Source organism: Methylobacterium sp. WL6 (assembly GCF_008040095.1).
Lineage (GTDB): Bacteria > Pseudomonadota > Alphaproteobacteria > Rhizobiales > Beijerinckiaceae > Methylobacterium.
This window is the reverse complement of the sequence record NZ_VRVH01000015.1, coordinates 13202-30885: the sequence shown is the minus strand read 5'-3', so window position 1 is coordinate 30885 and position 17684 is coordinate 13202. Positions and strand designations below refer to the sequence as shown.

At 71.6% G+C, this 17684-nt stretch carries 18 protein-coding genes; 10 read left to right on the top strand and 8 right to left on the bottom strand.

The window, feature by feature from the left end:
* Positions 1-82: 82 nt before the first annotated feature.
* Positions 83-481: a response regulator gene (locus FV230_RS04210; RefSeq protein ID WP_147725563.1), complete on the bottom strand. Its 399-nt coding sequence runs from the start codon at positions 479-481 to the stop codon at positions 83-85.
* A 314-nt stretch (positions 482-795) separates the two neighbouring features.
* Here FV230_RS04210 and FV230_RS04205 point away from each other — a divergent pair, with 314 nt between their 5' ends.
* Complete coding sequence (locus tag FV230_RS04205; protein WP_147841386.1) at positions 796-1221, top strand: hypothetical protein; 426 nt, start codon at positions 796-798, stop codon at positions 1219-1221.
* Positions 1222-1350: 129 nt separating this feature from the next.
* On the opposite strand, the gene FV230_RS04200 is transcribed toward FV230_RS04205, so the two are convergent.
* On the bottom strand, positions 1351-2622 hold the full coding sequence (locus FV230_RS04200) for an adenosylmethionine--8-amino-7-oxononanoate transaminase (RefSeq protein WP_147841385.1): 1272 nt from the start codon (positions 2620-2622) through the stop codon (positions 1351-1353).
* 90 nt (positions 2623-2712) lie between these two features.
* Between FV230_RS04200 and FV230_RS04195 the strand changes: the two genes are divergently transcribed.
* Positions 2713-3834: an aminotransferase class I/II-fold pyridoxal phosphate-dependent enzyme gene (locus tag FV230_RS04195; protein WP_147841384.1), complete on the top strand. Its 1122-nt coding sequence runs from the start codon at positions 2713-2715 to the stop codon at positions 3832-3834.
* 6 nt (positions 3835-3840) lie between these two features.
* Here FV230_RS04195 and FV230_RS04190 read toward each other — a convergent pair whose 3' ends face one another.
* From FV230_RS04190 to FV230_RS04170, 5 genes are all read right to left on the bottom strand, one after another.
* Complete coding sequence (locus tag FV230_RS04190) at positions 3841-4287, bottom strand: hypothetical protein (protein ID WP_147841383.1); 447 nt, start codon at positions 4285-4287, stop codon at positions 3841-3843.
* Positions 4288-4487: 200 nt separating this feature from the next.
* Positions 4488-5360, bottom strand: a complete 873-nt coding sequence (locus FV230_RS04185) for a tetratricopeptide repeat protein (protein ID WP_147841382.1) — start codon at positions 5358-5360, stop codon at positions 4488-4490.
* Between the two features lie 274 nt (positions 5361-5634).
* Positions 5635-6735, bottom strand: a complete 1101-nt coding sequence (locus FV230_RS04180) for a 5-(carboxyamino)imidazole ribonucleotide synthase (RefSeq protein WP_147841381.1) — start codon at positions 6733-6735, stop codon at positions 5635-5637.
* Positions 6732-7229 carry a 5-(carboxyamino)imidazole ribonucleotide mutase gene (gene purE / locus FV230_RS04175; RefSeq protein ID WP_147841380.1) on the bottom strand — a complete coding sequence of 166 codons (498 nt, stop codon included), beginning with the start codon at positions 7227-7229 and terminating at the stop codon, positions 6732-6734. Before purE ends, FV230_RS04180 begins: the two co-directional genes overlap by 4 nt.
* A gap of 122 nt (positions 7230-7351) precedes the next feature.
* Complete coding sequence (locus tag FV230_RS04170; protein ID WP_147725555.1) at positions 7352-7570, bottom strand: DUF465 domain-containing protein; 219 nt, start codon at positions 7568-7570, stop codon at positions 7352-7354.
* A gap of 157 nt (positions 7571-7727) precedes the next feature.
* On the opposite strand from FV230_RS04170, the gene FV230_RS04165 reads away from it, so the two are divergent.
* The 8 genes from FV230_RS04165 (at position 7728) to FV230_RS04130 (ending at position 16108) form a co-directional block, all read left to right on the top strand.
* On the top strand, positions 7728-7910 hold the full coding sequence (locus FV230_RS04165) for a DUF465 domain-containing protein (protein WP_147725554.1): 183 nt from the start codon (positions 7728-7730) through the stop codon (positions 7908-7910).
* Between the two features lie 151 nt (positions 7911-8061).
* Positions 8062-9990 (top strand): AMP-binding protein, encoded by a 1929-nt coding sequence (locus tag FV230_RS04160; RefSeq protein WP_147841379.1) that lies wholly within the window; start codon positions 8062-8064, stop codon positions 9988-9990.
* Between the two features lie 103 nt (positions 9991-10093).
* The gene (locus FV230_RS04155; protein ID WP_147841378.1) at positions 10094-11212 is read left to right on the top strand and encodes an NADH:flavin oxidoreductase/NADH oxidase; all 1119 of its coding nucleotides are present in this window, start codon (positions 10094-10096) and stop codon (positions 11210-11212) included.
* 114 nt (positions 11213-11326) lie between these two features.
* Complete coding sequence (locus tag FV230_RS04150) at positions 11327-12202, top strand: glycosyltransferase family 2 protein (protein ID WP_246694725.1); 876 nt, start codon at positions 11327-11329, stop codon at positions 12200-12202.
* Positions 12199-13158 carry a glycosyltransferase family 2 protein gene (locus FV230_RS04145; RefSeq protein ID WP_147841377.1) on the top strand — a complete coding sequence of 320 codons (960 nt, stop codon included), beginning with the start codon at positions 12199-12201 and terminating at the stop codon, positions 13156-13158. The genes FV230_RS04150 and FV230_RS04145 overlap by 4 nt, the downstream gene beginning before the upstream one ends.
* A gap of 54 nt (positions 13159-13212) precedes the next feature.
* Complete coding sequence (locus FV230_RS04140; protein ID WP_147841376.1) at positions 13213-13971, top strand: glycosyltransferase family 2 protein; 759 nt, start codon at positions 13213-13215, stop codon at positions 13969-13971.
* Complete coding sequence (locus tag FV230_RS04135; RefSeq protein WP_147841375.1) at positions 13968-14666, top strand: VTT domain-containing protein; 699 nt, start codon at positions 13968-13970, stop codon at positions 14664-14666. The genes FV230_RS04140 and FV230_RS04135 overlap by 4 nt, the downstream gene beginning before the upstream one ends.
* Positions 14663-16108 (top strand): DUF2142 domain-containing protein, encoded by a 1446-nt coding sequence (locus tag FV230_RS04130; protein WP_187275381.1) that lies wholly within the window; start codon positions 14663-14665, stop codon positions 16106-16108. Before FV230_RS04135 ends, FV230_RS04130 begins: the two co-directional genes overlap by 4 nt.
* A 13-nt stretch (positions 16109-16121) precedes the next feature.
* Here FV230_RS04130 and glgA read toward each other — a convergent pair whose 3' ends face one another.
* Positions 16122-17657 carry a glycogen synthase GlgA gene (gene glgA / locus FV230_RS04125; RefSeq protein WP_147841373.1) on the bottom strand — a complete coding sequence of 512 codons (1536 nt, stop codon included), beginning with the start codon at positions 17655-17657 and terminating at the stop codon, positions 16122-16124.
* Positions 17658-17684 lie beyond the last annotated feature (27 nt).

The following is a 17684-nucleotide window of genomic DNA, read 5'->3' as shown; positions in this document are numbered from 1 at the left end:
TTCGCGGCCGGCTGTGCCTCGGGCGTGTGAAGCTGGGATGACGGTCGGGGCGGCGATCCCCTGCTCAGCAGAGCATGAGGCCTCAGCAGGGCATGAGGCGGCGGAGCTGGTCGAGGATGTCCTCGCCGCTGCACGGGCGGGCGATGAAGTGCGCGCCGGCCGGCATCCGGGCCGGGTCGGGCGCGGCGCGGCCGGAGACGATCAGGATCGGCAGCTTCGGCCGCGCCTCGGCGACGGAGCTGGCGAGGTCGAAGCCGTTGGCCTTGCCCGAAAGCTCCACGTCGGTGACGAGGCCGCAGATGTCCGGCCGCGCCTGAAGGATGCTCATCGCCCGCTCGGCCGATGCGCATTGCACCGTCTCGTAGCCGCCACCCTCGAGAACGTCGCCGAGATCCATGATGGTCAGCGCCTCGTCCTCGACGAGGAGGATCACGGGCCGGTCTTCCTGGGGACTCGTCTGCTCGCTCGTCACGATATGCATCTCCAGCGTTTCGGTCCGGGAGCGTCGCCGGGACACGCCCCCCGCCGCACCCTCATCCTGGATGTCCAACGGCAGAGGGGCGTTCCGGTTGCAGCGACGCTGGCCGGTCCTCGAGGCGTCCGTGGCAGGTCGAATGCCACCGACATCGGGTCGGAAAGTCTTTCCCATGGATGACGGCCGAAGGTCGTCGCTCCGCCCTGCAACGATCCGCCGCCGATCCGGCGATGTCCCCGCTTCGTGCCGGCGACCCGCACCGCGGCGTTCGGCGACACGGGCGGCCGCGATCTCTGTCGCTAGGTAATCATTCCGTGATAATGGAGCGCCTCCGGATCGTCGATCTCGGCGCGGTTCCGGCCCCCGACCGCGACGACGGATCGGAGGATGCCATGAGACGGCGTGACCTCGAGCAACTTCTCCCCCTCGCCATTCTCAGCATTTCCACAGTGCTGGCCGTACGACACGACTCGCGGCCTGGAGCGCTGGCGACCGCCGCGAGCGCCGCTTGTTCGCCTCTGATGAAATGGTGGCTGGAAACCCGGCGAATGCCATCGGCATCCGATGACGGACGGGCGATCAGGAAGAGGCCTATCATCATCGCAGCGGGTTGGACGCTCCTCGGTACGGCGATCGCCGCGCGGCCGCTCTACGACCTCGTCGCCGCGTTCGATGGTGGAATCACGATCGGATCGGCCGTTTGCGTGGTCTGGAGCGGCACGCTGTTCTGGATCCTGAGATCGTGACGATCAGCGCGGTACCGCCCGTCCGTGCGGGTCGGCGAGATGCGACATCCGGCGCGGCCTTGAGTGGGTGGGATCCCATTCCTTCGCGAAGCACCGCCCTCCTCGCCGCAGCCCGCGTCGTGGTGCCCGTCAAATCGCCCTGTGCGACGCGACCCCCGTGGATACCGAGACGACGGATTCGATGAGGTGGTCGAGGTCGTCCCGGCCGATGGTCAGCGCCGGCGTCAGGTAGACGACGTCGCCGAACGGGCGCACCCAGACGCCGCGCTCCACGAGCCGCGCCTTGAGCGTCGCGAGGTCGGGCGGCTCGGCGAACTGCACCACGCCGATCGCGCCGAGCGTGCGGATGTCGGCGATGCCCGGCCGCCCACGGAGCGGTTCGAACCCTTCCGCGAGGCGCGTGCCGATCGCGCGGGCCTGCTCGAGCCGCGGCTCGCGCGCGAACAGGTCGAGGCTGGCATCGGCGGCCGCGCAGGCGAGCGGGTTCGCCATGAAGGTCGGGCCGTGCATCAGCGCGGCGCCGGGATCGTCCGACCAGAAGGCGGAGAACACCTCGCTGGTGGCGATCGTGGCCGCGAGCGCCATCGTGCCGCCGGTCAGCGCCTTCGACAGGCACAGGATGTCGGGCACGATGCCGGCCTGCTCGCAGGCGAACAGCGTGCCGGTGCGGCCGAAGCCGGTGAAGATCTCGTCGACGATCAGCGGCAGGCCGTGGCGGCGGGCGAGGCGCGCGATCGTCGCCAAGACATCGGGCGGATGCATCCGCATGCCGCCCGCACCCTGCACCAGCGGCTCGACGATCACCGCGGCGAGCTCGGTGCGGTGGCGCGCGAGGATGCCGTCGAGGGCGGCCGCCTCCGCCTCGGTCCGCGGCAGGTCGGAGAAGAACTGGCTCGGCAGGAAGGCGCCGAAGCGGCGGTGCATGCCCTCCTCGGGGTCGCAGACCGACATCGCCCCGACCGTGTCGCCGTGGTAGCCGCCGCGGAACGCGAGGATGCGGGTGCGGCCGGCCTCGCCGCGGTTCAGCCAGAGCTGCACCGCCATCTTCAGGGCGACCTCGACGGCGACCGAGCCGGAATCGGTGAAGAACACGTGGTTCAGGTCGCCGGGCAGCAAGCCGGCGAGCCGGCGCGCCAGACGCTCGGCCGGGGCGTGCGTCAGCCCGCCGAACATCACGTGCGGCATGGTGCCGAGCTGCTCGGAGACCGCCGCGGCGATGTGGGGATGGTTGTAGCCGTGCACCGCCGTCCACCACGAGGCGATGCCGTCGACCAGCGCCCGCCCGTCGGCGAGCACGATGCGCGAGCCGTGCGTGCGCACCGCTTCCAGCGGGGGCGCCGCATGCTTCATCTGCGTGTAGGGGCGCCACAGGGGCGCGGCGCTCGGATCGTCGGTCGGCATCCGCAGATCGATGCGGGCATGCCGCGCGACGGTCAACCGGGCGCGAAGCCGGACTTGACTCCGGCCGGCGCCGCGGGGCTTTGAGGCCCGATGTCGAGCCTCGAATCCTTCGCCCGCGACAAGCTTTCCGGCCTGGATGCCGCCGCCCTCCGCCGCCGCCTAGTGCCGACGATCCGCGCCGCCGACGCGATGGCCGAGCGCGGCGCGCGCCGGCTCGTCTCGTTCTCCTGCAACGATTATCTCGGCCTGAGCCACGACCCGCGGGTGATCGCGGCCGCGCAAGCTGCCGTCGCCGCCTACGGCGCCGGCTCCGGCGGGTCGCGGCTGGTGACCGGCAACCATCCGCTGCTGACCGCGCTCGAAGCGCGGCTCGCCGCGCACAAGGGCACCGAGGCGGCGCTGGTGTTCGGCAGCGGCTACCTCGCCAACCTCGGGATCACCCCGGCGCTGGTCGGTGCGGGCGACCTCATCCTCGTCGACGAACTCGCCCATGCCTGCATGTGGGGCGGTGCGCGGATCTCGGGCGCGACGATCCTGACGTTCCGGCACAACGACGTCGCCGACCTCGGCCGCCTGCTTTCGGCGCATCGCGCGCAGCATCGCCGGGCGATGATCCTGACCGAGCGGGTGTTCAGCATGGACGGCGACCGCGCGCCGCTCGGCGACATCCTCGGGCTCGGCGACGCCCACGACGTCTGGACGCTGGTGGACGACGCGCACGGGCTCGGCGTCGTCGAAGGCGGCCCGCGGGCGCCGCTGGAGATGGGCACCCTGTCGAAGTCGCTCGGCTCCTACGGCGGTTATCTCTGCGCGTCGCAGGCGGTGATCGACCTGCTCACCAGCCGCGCCCGCAGCTTCGTCTACACCACCGGGCTGCCGCCAGCCTCTGCGGCCGCCGCCCTCGAAGCTCTGGCGATCCTGGAGGCGGAGCCGGAGCGGGGTGCCAAGCCCCTGGCGCTCGCCCGCCGCTTCACCGCGCGGCTCGGATTGCCGGAGGCCGAAAGCGCCGTGGTGCCGGTGATGGTCGGCGAGGCGCAGGCCGCGCTCGCGCGCTCGGCCGCCCTCGAAGCGCAGGGCTTCCTCGTGGTGGCGATCCGGCCGCCGACCGTCCCGGCCGGCACCGCGCGGCTGCGGGTGGCGTTCTCGGCGGCGCACGACGCGGCGCAGGTGGACGCGCTGGCCGACGGCATCGCCGCCCTGCGCTCGGCGTGACTTGACCTAAGAGGCGACGGCACCCGATCGCGGCGAGGCGCCCCATGGATCGGCCGCGCCGCTCGCGCGCGACCGGGCGACGATCAGCTGGGACATGCGGATCGTCTGGCTCAGGCGATCGATCGAGTCGGAGACGGCTGCGCGCAGATGCACCGCCCGCACCATCTCGCGGCGCTGCGTGGCCGACGAGACGGGAAGAAGCCGACGCCTGCTTCGGAGACCCTTGCTCAGCATCTCGCGGAACGGGACGTCCATGAGCAGGAGGCCGTCGGCATCCGTGATCTCGAAGGCGTGGGGCATCGGGTCGTGGCCGGACCGTGCCAGCTCCGCCGCCATGTCGAGGATGGCGCGGCAGACCTCGAGATACGCCGCATCGAGGTCGGCGAATTCCAGCCCGATCTCGTCGCGTTCATAACCGCTCGGGCCACGTAGATGACAGTAGAAGTACGGCATCCGACGAAGTGTGACAGGTTTCGAGCGCCGGCGCCATGGGTGTTCCTCGGTCCGATGGCGGCAAAGGTCGTCATTTTCCTGTCGCTTTCACCCTACGGTCTTGGTTATCTCGGCTGTTCGCGCGGTGGTGGTCATCGCGATCCGAAACGAAGAACGCCGCGCTCTCGCGCGGCGTTCTTCGTTCGAGCAAACCTCGGGCTTCAGTTGAACAGCGAGCCGACGCCGCCCTGCACCCGGCCGAGGCCCTGGCGGGCGATCGGGTTGCTCGGGTCGATGGTGGAGGCGCGCTGGTAGTTCTCCATCGCTTCCTTCTTGCGGTTCGATTTCTCGTAGGCGAGGCCGCGATAGGCCCAGGAGGTCGCGTCCTTGTTGTTCACGTTGAGGGCCGCGTTGTAGTCCTCGATCGCCTTGTCGTACTGGTTCGTGGCGATCAGGCTCTGGCCGCGGGCGGCGTAGGGGGCGCTGACGAAGGGATTGCGGTCGATGGCGGCGTCGAAGTCGCCGATGGCGGCGGTGTTCTGGCCCTGCTTCTGCCGGACCAGGCCGCGGGCATGATACGCCTCGGCCGATTCGGGCATCAGGCGGATCGCCACGTTGAGGTCGCTCATCGCGCCATCGAGGTCGCCCTGCGCCCGCAGCACGTTGGCGCGGCCGATATAGGCGGGGCCGTAATTCGGGTCGGAGGCGATCGCCTTGGTGAAGTCCTGCAGCGCCGCGTCGTTGCGGCCGGTCTGGCGATAGGCCAGCGCGCGGTTGTTGTAGGCCGAGCCGGAATTCGGGTCGATCTGCACCGCCTTGGTGAAGTCGCCGATCGCTTCGTTGAACTGGCCCGCGCGGGCATAGGCCGCGCCGCGGGTGTTGTAGGCGGCGGCGTCGTTCGGGTTGCGCTGCACCACCTCGGTCAGCGAGGCGATGTTGACGTTGGTCGCGCCCGTGGTGTCCGCCTCGAGCACCGCGAATTGCCGCGGGCCGGCAGCGCTCCCCACGGTCTCGCAGCCGGCGAGCGCCACGCTCGCGAGCGCAGCGAGGCCGAGCAGGGCCGACCGTTGAAACCGCACGCTGTCTGACGTCATCGCCCCATTCCCCTCGGCACGGTGCTCAAGTCTGCAGCACGCCCGAACCTTGATCCACGCACCCCGAGCGGCGCGGCCGACACGGAACCGGTCCGATCCGGTCGCGTAGGCTCCGGCACGTTCGCGCATCGCGGTGAACGCCCGATTAAGCACGGGCGACGGACCCGTTGATGCGGGCCGATGTGGCGAACATATGGCTCGACTGGAAAAGACCTTGCGATCTTGGGAGCAGGGCGCACGCGAAGCATCCGCTGTTGTGCGGATGCATCGGATTTCAGGGCTCGAGGCGGGTGACGTGGCCCATCTTGCGGCCTGGCCGGGCTTCGCCCTTGCCGTAGAGATGCAGATGCGCGCCGGGCTCGGCCAGCAGCGACCGCCAGCCCGAAACCTCGTCGCCGATGAGGTTGCGCATCTCGGCGCGCAGTCCGCCGGGGCGGGACGGATCGCCGAGCGGCCAGCCGCAGACCGCGCGCACGTGCTGGGCGAACTGCGAGGTCGCGGCGCCCTCGATCGTCCAGTGCCCGGAATTGTGCACCCGCGGCGCGATCTCGTTGACGACGAGCCGCTCGCCGCCGTCGGCCTCGCGCACCAGGAACATCTCGACGGCGAGCACCCCGACGTAGTCGAGGGCGTCGGCGATCGTCCTGGCGATGGCGAAGGCGGCCTGCGCCGTCTCCGGTGCGATCCCCGGCACCGGCGCGCGGGTGACGGCCAGGATGTGGTTGCGGTGCTCGTTCTCGCACAGGTCGAAGGCGGCGAAGCTTCCGTCGGCCGAGCGCGCGGCCACCACCGAGACCTCGCGCTCGAACGCGACGAAGCCTTCGAGGATCAGCGCCGCGCCGCCGAACTCGGCGAAGATCGCGTTGCGATCCGATTCGGCCTCCGTCCGGATGATGCGCTGGCCCTTGCCGTCGTAGCCGAAGCGGCGGGTCTTCAGCACCGCCGGGCGGCCGATGGCGTCCAGCGCGCGGGCGAAGTCGTCCGGCGTGTCGACGGCGCGGAACGGCGCCGTCGGGATGCCGAGGCGGTTGATGAAGTCCTTCTCCGACAGCCGGTCCTGCGTCGTCGCCAGCGCCGAGGCGCTCGGGTGAAGCGGAGCGTGCGCCGCCAGCAGGTCGGCGGTCTCGCGCGGGATGTTCTCGAACTCGTAGGTGACCACGTCGACGCTTCGCGCGAACCGCGCCAGCGCCTCGGAGTCGTCGTAGGCCGCGCAGGTGGTCGCGGCCGCGACGTCGAAGGCCGGGCTGTCGGCGTCCGGGCAGTAGACGTGGACCTTGAGGCCGAGATTCGCCGCCGCGAGCGCGATCATGCGGCCGAGCTGGCCGCCCCCGACGATGCCGAGGGTGCTGCCGGGCGCGATGGTCTTCGTGGTCACGGGGTCTCGGTCTCCGGCCGTTCGGCGACGGATGCAGTCTGGGCCGCGCGCCACGCATCGAGGCGGGCGGCGAGGTCGTCATCGGACAGCGCGAGCACGGCGGCCGCCAGGAGCGCGGCGTTGACCGCGCCGGCCCGGCCGATCGCCAGCGTCCCCACCGGAATGCCGGCTGGCATCTGCACGATCGAGAGCAGGCTGTCCTGTCCTGACAGCGCCTTGGATTCGACCGGCACGCCGAAGACCGGAAGGCTCGTCATCGCGGCGGCCATGCCGGGCAGGTGCGCGGCACCGCCGGCGCCCGCGATCACCACCTGGAAGCCGGCCGCCTTCGCGCCCTTGGCGAAGGCCACCAGACGGTCCGGCGTGCGATGCGCCGACACGATGCGCGCGTCATGGGCGACGCCGAGCGCGTCGAGCGTCTCGGCGGCGTGCCGCATGGTCGCCCAGTCGGACTGGCTGCCCATGATGATCGCGACCGCAGGCGCCGGCACCATCCGCGTCAAACCCATTCTCTGCGCGAAGGAGGCCCGTGAGCCTGAATCCGCCGCTGGCAAGCTCGCCGCTTACAGGCGCGGGCCCGATGCGGCAAGGCGAGGCGCGGCGGCATCCACCGGCATCAGGCGATGATGTCGGGGGTGATCTGGTCTTCCACGAAGGCGATCCGGTCGCGCAGCGTGAGCTTGCGCTTCTTCAGCCGCTGGATCTGCAGCTGATCGCCGGCGACGTTGCGCTCGAGGGCGTCGATCGCGTCGTCGAGGTCGCGGTGCTCCTGCCTCAGCCGCGCCAGCTCGACGTCCAGTTCGGACTGCTCATCCGGGACCAACTCAACCGTCATCGTCGCCTTCGAAACCCGCCGCGTGCCTGGAGCGAGCATGCGTCAGGCACGCCCGAGCGGCAAGCATTCGTGAGGCATAGGCTGAGGATTGCCTTCGACAGCCGGCTCGACATGTGCGAGATTCGACCGGTCGGAACGATGACAGGAGACACGACTCATGTCGCTGCAGACGCATCTGAGCCAGCTCACCCGGAAGCACGAAGCCCTCGAACGGGAAATTCACCAGGCGACGCTGAGGCCGTCCGAGGACGACCTTCGCATCGCGGAGCTGAAGCGGCGAAAGCTTCTCCTGAAGGACGAGATCAACCGGTTGCAGGCCGACGTCGACACGCTGCACTGACGCGCCTGATCCCTAGCACGGCACCGAGGTCCGCCGCGCCGTCCCTGACGGCGCGGCTTTTTTGTGCGGTCCGCCGATCCTGCGGCGAGCGCGAGTCTGCTAGGCTCGCCCCGTAAGGCCCCCCGTGAAGAGGTCGCCCCGAGGAGCCGCCATGCCGACCGACCCCTCCGCCGATGCGCCGTCGTGCTATGCCGACGTGCACGCCGCCGCGATGCGCGATCCCGAGGGGTTCTGGCTCGACGCGGCGTGGGCGATCGATTGGGCGACCCGGCCGACGCGGGCCTTCGACGCCGCCTCCGGCCCCTACGGCCGCTGGTTCCCGGACGGATCGCTGAACGCCTGCTGGAACGCGGTCGACCGCCACGTCGCGGCCGGCCGGGCCGACCAGGTCGCGATCCGGTACGATTCGCCGGTGACCGGGACCAAGCGCGCGATCACCTACGCGGAGCTGCTCCGCGAGGTCTCCGCCCTGGCGGCGGTGCTCGGCGACCTTGGAGTGGTGCGCGGCGACCGGGTGATCCTCTACATGCCGATGGTGCCCGAAGCCCTGTTCGGCATGCTGGCCTGCGCCCGGATCGGCGCGGTGCATTCGGTGGTGTTCGGCGGGTTCGCCGCCAACGAGCTCGCCGTCCGGATCGAGGACGCGGCGCCGAAGGTGGTACTCGCCGCTTCCTGCGGCATCGAGCCGAGCCGGGTGGTCGCCTACAAGCCGCTGCTCGACGCGGCGCTCGCCGCGGCCAAGCACAAGCCCGCCGCCTGCCTGATCCTCCAGCGTCCGCAAGCGGCCGCGAGCCTCGTCGAGGGGCGCGACCGCGACTGGGCCGAGGCGGTCGCCGCGGCCTCGGGACGGTCGACGGACTGCGTCGCGATGACGGCGACCGACCCGCTCTACGTGCTCTACACCTCCGGCACGACGGGCAAGCCCAAGGGCGTGGTGCGCGACACCGGCGGCTACCTCGTGGCGCTGGCCTGGTCGATGCCGAACCTCTACGGCGTCCAGCCCGGCGAGACCTACTTCTGCGCGTCCGACATCGGCTGGGTGGTCGGGCATTCCTACATCGTCTACGCGCCGCTCCTGCACGGCTGCACCACGGTGCTCTACGAAGGCAAGCCGGTCGGCACCCCCGATCCCGGCGCGTTCTGGCGGGTCGTCGCCGAGACCGGGACCGTCTGCCTGTTCACCGCGCCGACCGCGCTGCGGGCGATCAAGAAGGAGGACCCGAAGGGCACCCACGTCGCCGGCCACGACCTCTCGCGCTTCCGCACCCTGTTCCTGGCCGGCGAGCGCGCCGACCCGGATTCGGTCGCCTGGGCCGAGCGGGTGCTCGACCGGCCCGTCATCGACCACTGGTGGCAGACCGAGACCGGCTGGCCGATCGCCGGCAACCCGGTCGGCCTCGGGATGCTGCCGGTCAAGCACGGCAGCACCTGCGTGCCGATGCCGGGGTACGACGTGCAGGTGCTCGACGAGGGCGGCAAGCCGGTGCCCGCCGGCACGATGGGCACCATCGCGATCCGCCTGCCGCTGCCGCCGGGCTGCCTGCCGACCCTGTGGGGCTCCGACGCCCGGATGCGCACGAGCTACCTCGAGACCTTCCCGGGCTGGTACGACACCTCGGACGCGGGCGTGATCGACGCCGACGGCTACATCACCGTGCTCGGGCGGACCGACGACATCATCAACGTCGCCGGCCACCGCCTCTCCACCGGCGGGATGGAGGCGGTGCTCTCCGCCCACCCCGACGTCGCCGAATGCGCCGTCATCGGCATCCGCGACGCGCTCAAGGGCGAGGCGCCCTGCGGCTTCGTCGTGCTCAAGGCCCAGGTCGCGCGCGATCCGGCGGAGATCGAGCGTGAGCTCGTCGCCAAGGTCCGCGACGAGATCGGGCCCGTGGCCGCGTTCAAGCTGGCGCTGACGGTCCAGCGGCTGCCGAAGACGCGCTCGGGCAAGATCCTGCGCGCCACGATGAAGCGCATCGCCGACCACGAGCCCTGGACCATGCCGGCGACCATCGACGATGCCGGCGTGCTCGACGAGATCGGCGAGAGCCTGAAGGCCCGCGGGATCGGGGAGGGGTGAGCCGCCCCCTGCTACGGCGCGAAGGGCCGGCATGAGGCGGCGAGCTGGCGTCCGTCCCGAGAGTGCGGCACACAGCCGATGCCCCCGCAACCCGGAGTTGCCGATGACCGCCCGCCTGTTCGAACCGCTGACGCTCGATGACATGACGCTGGAGAACCGCATCCTGATCGCGCCGATGTGCCAGTACTCGGCCCGCGACGGCGAGGCGACCGACTGGCACATGATGCATCTCGGCCAGCTCGCGATGTCGGGCGCCGGGCTGCTGACGCTGGAGGCGACGGCGGTGTCGCCCGAGGCGCGGATCACCGCGTGGGACCTTGGGCTGTACTCCGACGGCTGCGAGCGCGCGCTCGGTCGGGTTCTGGCGGCGATCCGCGAGTACGCGCCGATCCCGGTCTGCATCCAGATCGCCCATGCCGGCCGCAAGGCGTCGAGCCGGGCGCCCTGGGACGGCGGCCAGCAGATCGCGCCGGATCATCCCTACGGCTGGCGCACCGAAGCCCCGTCCGCCCTGGCACACGGCGACGGCGAGATGGCCCCGCACGCCCTCGACGGCGCGGACCTCAAGCGCATCCGCGACGACTTCGTCGCGACCGCCAAGCGCGCGGTGCGCCTCGGGATCGAGGCGTTCGAGCTGCACGGCGCCCACGGCTACCTGCTGCACCAGTTCCTCTCGCCGTTGGCCAACCAGCGCACCGACGCCTACGGCGGCAGCCTCGAGAACCGGATGCGGTTCCCGCTCGAGCTGTTCGAGGCGGTGCGGGCGGTGGTGCCCGCAGGCCACCCGGTGTGGATGCGGGTCTCGGCGACCGACTGGGTCGAGGACGGCTGGGACCTCGAGGAGACCGTGGAGCTCGGCCAGCGCCTGAAGCGCGCCGGCGCCCCCGCGATCCATGTCTCGACCGGCGGCGTCTCGCCGAAGCAGGCGATCAAGCTCGGGCCTGGCTACCAGGTGCCCTATGCCGAGCGGATCAAGGCCGAGACCGGGCTCGCCACCATCGCCGTCGGGCTGATCACCGAAGCGGACCAGGCCGAGGCGATCCTCGCCGAGGGCCGGGCGGACGCGATCTCGCTCGCGCGCGCCCTGCTCTATGATCCGCGCTGGCCCTGGCACGCGGCGGCCGCGCTCGGCGAGACGGTGCGCGCGCCCAAGCAGTACTGGCGCTCGCAGCCCCGCGAGCACAAGGACCTGTTCAAGGATCCGACCTTCGGCCAGCGTTGATCGCACCTATACCTGAGCCTGGGCCCGAGCCTCGGCCCGGGCCTCGCCTCGGGCGTGCGTTTCCGTTATCGGCTCGGGCCGCAGGCCGGCCGCGGCCTGTCCTGGATGTGCGTGATGCTGGCCATCGGCCTGACCCTGTTCCACCCGAGCCGAGACCAGGTCGACGACATCGTCCGACGCTATGCCGGCAGCCGGCATCCGGTCCTCGCCTTCGACAATGGCGGCCTCGGCCCCGTGGATCGGATGAAGCTCGAGGCGGCCGGCGTGCGCTTGCTGTCGGCCGGGAGCAACGTCGGCATCGCGGCCGCCCTCAACGGCGTCGTCGAGGCCGCGACGCGGGTCGGCGCGGACGGCGTCCTCCTGCTCGACCAGGATGCGCAGGTCGGGCCGGAGATGATCGGCGCGCTCGCCGATGCCCGCACGCGGCTCCGTGCGGAGAATCGGCCCTGCGCGGTGATCGGACCGGTGCCGGGCCGCGCAAACGCCGAGGCCAAGCCGCCGCGGTTTCGGCGCCGGCCCCGGCAGGCGGCCGTCGGCACGCTGGTGCCGGTGGAATTCCTTGCGACCTCGGGCTCGCTCGTCGACGTCGCGGCGTTCCGCGCCGTGGGGCCGTTCCGGGCGGACTACTTCATCGACGGGGTCGAGCTCGAATGGTGCTTTCGCGCCTGGGATGCGGGCTACGGCTGCTGGATGGCGCAGGACGCCGCGATCGGCCACCGCGTCGGCGGCGGCACGATCCGCGCGCTCGGCATCGAGACGCCGCGCCAGCCGCTGTTCCGCATGGCGACCTACCTGCGCAACTCCGTCTACGGCTGGCGCCTGCGGCACATCCCGCTGCCGTGGAAGTTGCGCCAGGTCGCCTACCTCCCGGTGCAGACCCTCCTGTACTGGCGCGACAGCGGCTACCGCCCGGCGGTGCTGCGGCGGCTGGCCGGGGCGGTGCTCGACGGCTTCCGCGGTCGCCTCGGCCGCCCCTTCGACGCGCCATGACGACGCCCCGCACCGATCGACCGCCCGCAATCGACGTCGTGATCGTCAACTGGAACGGCGGCGCTCTGGTGCGCGCCTGCCTCGCCAGCCTGGCCGCCGCCGGCGACGATCCCGCCACGGACGTGGTCGTGGTCGACAACGCCTCGACCGACGGCTCCGCCGACGGCCTGGAGCGGCCGGACCTGCGCCTCACCGTGATCGCGAACGCCGACAATGCCGGGTTCGGGCGCGCCTGCAACCAGGGCGCGGCGGTCGGCCGGGCGCCGGCGATCCTGTTCCTCAACCCCGACACCGAGGTCGGGCCGGATGCGCTGCGGCTGACGCTGGCGGCACTCGAAGCCGATCCGACGGTCGGCGTCGTCGGCGCACAGCTGGTCGACGAAGCCGGCCGTGTGCAGCGGATGTGCGCAAGGCGCCCGACCGTGGGCAGCCTGATCGGCCAGGAGCTTCATCTCGACCGGGTGATGCCGAGCCGGGTGCCGACGCATTTCATGACGGAGTGGGACCACGCCGCGTCCGGTCCGGTCGACCAGGTGATGGGCGCCTTCCTGCTGATCCGCCGGTCGCTGTTCGAACGGCTCGGCGGCTTCGACGAGCGCTTCCACGTCTATTACGAGGATGTCGATCTCTGCGCCCGCGCCTGGGATGCGGGCTTCACGGTGCGCCACGTCGCCGAGGCGACGGTCCGGCACGACGGCCAGGGGACGACCCGGCAGGTGAGGGCGCGGCGCCTGTTCTACATCCAGCGCAGCCGCATCCTCTACGCGGCCAAGCACCAGGGTGCGGCGACCGCCCTCGCCCTGCTGGCGGCGACCTTCGCGGTCCAGATCCCGTTGCGCCTCGCCCTGGCACTGTGTCGCCGGTCGCTGCGCGAGGCCGGGCAGGTCGTCCACGCGGCGGCGCTGCTCGGCGGCGCCGTTCCCGCCCTCTTCGCGCGGCTGCGCCGCGCCGATTGACCCGACCACAAGCGCGACGGACCGTCCCGACGCGCGCCGACGTCAGCAGGATCCATGCTTCACGGACAGAAGATCGCCGTCGTCCTCCCGGCCTACAACGCGGCCGCGACTCTTCAGAAGACGTTCGACGACATCCCCAAGGACATCGTCGACGATATCATCCTGATCGACGACGCGAGCCGCGACCGGACCGCCCTCATCGCCGAGGGCCTCGGCATCCACACCATCCGGCACGAGCGCAACCGCGGCTACGGCGGCAACCAGAAGACCTGCTACGAGGCGGCGCTGGCGCGGGGCGCCGACATCGTCGTCATGCTCCACCCCGACTACCAGTACGCGCCGCGCCTGGTCACCGCGATGGCCTCGATGATCGTCTCGGGCGAGTACGATGCGGTCCTCGCCTCCCGCATCCTCGGCAAGGGCGCCCTCGTCGGGGGCATGCCGCGGTACAAGTACGTCGCCAACCGCGTGCTGACGCTGCTGCAGAACCTCCTCATGGGCCAGAAGCTCTCGGAATATCACTCCGGCTACCGCGCCTGGAGCCGCACGGTGATCGAGACGATCCCCCTCGACCGCTGCTCGGAGGACTTCGTGTTCGACAACCAGATGCTCGCCCTGGCGATGCAGGCCGAGTTCCGGATCGGCGAGATCTCCTGCCCGACGCGGTACTTCCCCGAAGCCTCGTCGATCAATTTCCGCCGCAGCGTCGTCTACGGCTTCGGCGTGCTGCGGACGGCCTTCGCCTACCGCCTGCACCGCCTCGGGATCCGCCGGGAACCGCTCTTCGCCCGAACCGGGACGCCGCGGCGATGAACGCCGCACGTACCCGCCTCGTCCTGGCGGGCGGGGTCCTGCTGGCTGCGATCGCGGTCCCGATCGTGCTCGGAGCGGTCTTCCCCGGAACGATCCTCGACCTGCTCAACGCAGCGATGAGCGCCGATGCGGCCTTCGGCGTGGCCGGATGGGCCTGCCTCGTCCTCGCGCAGACCCTCGTCGCCACCGTCGGGATCCTGCCGGCCTCCCTCATCGGCGTGGCGGCGGGCGCGCTCTACGGGCCCGGCCTCGGTTTCGCCCTCGCGACGGCGGGGACGCTGCTCGGCGCGGGCGCGAGCTTCGCCATCGGCCGGTCGTGGCTCCGCCCGCACCTAGCGGGCTGGGTTTCGGGCGGCCGCCGGCTGGCTGCCATCGACCGGATGATCGTTGCCGACGGTTGGAAGGCGGTCGGCCTGATCCGCCTGTCGCCGATCCTGCCGTTCGCGCCGACGAGCTTCGCCCTGAGCCTCACCACCGTGCACGCGGGCGCCTACGCCATCGGCACGCTCGCAGCCTTGCCCGGCCTCTTCGTCTGCGTCCTCACGGGCGCGGCCGGGCGCAGCGGCGTCCTGGCCGCGACCGGCGGAACGGCATGGCTCTCGCCGATCCTCCTCGGGATCGGGATCGCGGCGACCCTCGGCCTGACGATGAGGCTGCGCAGCGCGCTCGGGCCGTTCGAGGGCGCCGAGCGATGACCCTCGGCTCGGTTTCCGGCCGCGCAGCCGACGACCTCCGTCTCTGGCTCGGTGCGTTCCTGCTCCTGGCGATGCCGCTCAGCCTAGCGCTGGCGCTGGCGATCCCCCTCGGCGAGGTGGCGGACGAGCCCGCCCACCTCATGCGCGCGGCGAGCCTCGTCGACGGGCAGATCATCGGGCATCGCGAGACCATCGTCGGCCCCGACGGGCGATCCGCGATGGCGGCGGGCGTCCGGGTCGATCCCGTCTGGGAAGAGCTGGCGCGCACCCGCATGCCGAACAACGCCAAGATCGCGGCGCCGCCCGTCGATCCGGCCGTCGGCACCGGGCCCTGGCGCCGGACCGGCGCCTTCGCGCCGCTCTACACGATCGCCACCTATTTCCCCGTCTTCTACCTGCCGTCGGCCGCCGGCCTCGGGATCGGTCATGCCCTCGACCTGTCGGCCCGGGCCTCCGCCCGGCTCGGGCGCCTGTTCGACGTGGCGGCCTATGCGCTGATCGGCCTCTGCGCCCTCGCGGTGGCACGCCGCGGCCGGGCCTGGCTGTTCGCCCTCCTCGCGTTGCCGATGACCCTGTCGCTCGCCGCCTCGTTCAACCAGGACGGGCTGATCGTCGCCGTCGCGATCCTGGCCGTCGCGCTGCTCACCCATGAGCCGGACGACCCGCGGGCGCGGCGACGCTTCGCCGGCGCCGCCATCCTGATCGCGCTGATCCTCCTGGCGAAGCCGCCCTACGCTCCGATCGCGCTGATCCTGCTCCTGCCGCTCCCGCGCGGAACCGGGCACCGGATCGGCGCCGGCCTGTTTTCGCGCCTGGCTGTGGTCGTGGCGGTCGTCCTGCCGGCCGTGCTCTGGACCGCATATGCCACCGCGACGATCGCGACCCCGGTTCCACGGCCGCCCTACGAGGCCGGCCCGCTCTGGCCGGGCGACCGTCCGGCCACCTTCCACGGCACCGACCCGGCGGCGCAGCTTCGGGTGCTGATCGCGGAGCCGATGCGCTTCCTGACCGTGCCGTCGCGCTTCCTGCTGACGGTGAAGCACGCCGCGACGATGACCGAGGGCGTCGTCGGCATCCTGCGCTGGCACGACCGCCACCTTCCGGCGGTGCTGCACGCGCTGTGGATTCTCGCCCTCGCGGCGGCCCTGGCCGGCACCGGGCGAGCCCCTGGAAGCGGCGCCACCCTCGCGCTGCTGGTTCTCGCCGCCGCGCTCGCCCTGTGGCTCGTCCTGATCTCGCAGTATCTCAGCTGGACCAATGTCGGCGATCCGCGCATCGACGGGCCCCAGGGACGCTACCTGCTGCCGATCCTGCCGATCTTCGCGCTGGTCCTGAGGCCGGATGCCGAGGCGGGCGCCGCGCACCCACGACGCCTCGTTCGCTACGCGGCGGTCGCCGTCGCGGCCCTCGGCCTCGTCGTGGTCCCGATCGTGGCTTTGTGAGCGGCGGCGCGGGTCAGGCCGCGCGCCAGCGCAGGGCGGCGCCGTTGCCGAAGGCGCGGCCGTAGAGGGTGCCGTAATTGGCCGCGGCATCGTCCCAGCCGAAGGTGCGCGACATCGCCGTGCGGCGCATGGCGTTCAGGCGCTTCTTCTGGCCGAAGGTGTCGAGCGCCCGGCGGACGGCCCCGGTGAAGCCCTTCGACGAGGTGTCGGCGAAGGTGAAGCCGGTGACGCCGTCCTCGACCGTGTCGGCGAGGCCGCCCGTGCGGCGCACGATCGGCAGCGAGCCGAAGCGCTGGGCGTACATCTGCGCGAGGCCGCACGGCTCGAAACGCGACGGCATCAGCAGGAAGTCGCTTCCGGCGAACATCCGCCGCGCGTCGCGCTCCTCGAACCCGACATGGACGCCGACCGAATCGGGGTGCCGCCGGGCGAGGCCGCGCAGCGCATCCTCGAACCGCGCCTCGCCCTGGCCGATGGCCACGAGCTGCCCGCCCTCCGCGACGATGGTCTCGGCCGCCTGGATCGAGAGGTCGATGCCCTTCTGGTGCACGAGCCGCGAGACGATGGCGAAGAGCGGCCCGCGCGAGACCGCGAGCCCGAACTGGCGCCGCACCGATTCCGCGTTGGCGCGCTTGCCCTTCCAATCGTCGGCCTCGAACCGCGTCGCGAGGTGCGGATCGGTGCGCGGGTCCCAGCTCTCGTCGATGCCGTTGAGGATGCCGGCGAGCCGCCCCTGCGCCGCGCGCGTGCGCAGCAGCCCGTCGAGTCCGCAGCCCAAGTCCGGCGTCAGGATCTCGCGGGCGTAGGTCTCGCTCACGGTGGTGACGTGGGTGGCGTAGTACAGGCCGGCCTTGAGGAACGAGAGCTGCCCGTAGAACTCGACGCCGTTCATGTCGAAGGCGTCCTCGGGCATGCCGAGGCGCGCCATCGTCTCGCGCGGGAACAGGCCCTGGTAGGCGAGGTTGTGGATCGTCAGCACGCTCGGCACGCGGATCCGGCGCCAGGCGAGATAGGCCGGGGCGAGGGCCGACTGCCAATCGTTGAGGTGGAGGAGATCGGCCGCCCAGGCCGGGTCGGCGCCCTGCGCGATCTCGGCGGCGGCGAGGCTCAGCCGGGCGAAGCGCAGGTCGTTGTCGGGGAAGTCGCCGTCGGCGTTGCCGTAGGGGGTCCCGTCGCGCTCGTAGAGGCTGGGGCTGAGCAGGACGTAGATGCGTAGTCCGTCGCCGGTCTCGACGAGGCCGAGGTCGCAGGGCGGGACGCCGGCGAAGCCGTCGAGCCGCGCCACGACGGGCATGTTTGGAAACGCGTCGACCACCTGCCGGTAGCCGGGGATCAGGACGCGGACGTCGTAGTGCTTGCGCAGCGCCCGCGGCAGCGCGCCGGCGACCTCGCCGAGACCGCCGGTCTTCACGAAATCGGCCATCTCCGGCGTCGCGTAGAGGATGCGGGGCTGAAGTGCGGTGCGAAGGTCGGGCAGGGCGTGCGACGGCGTCAGGATCGGCCGATCGAGGTTCGCGGCGGCCGGGTGGTACGCGTGGGGCTCGACCATCGATGGGTTTCCGCGCCGTGCGGATCG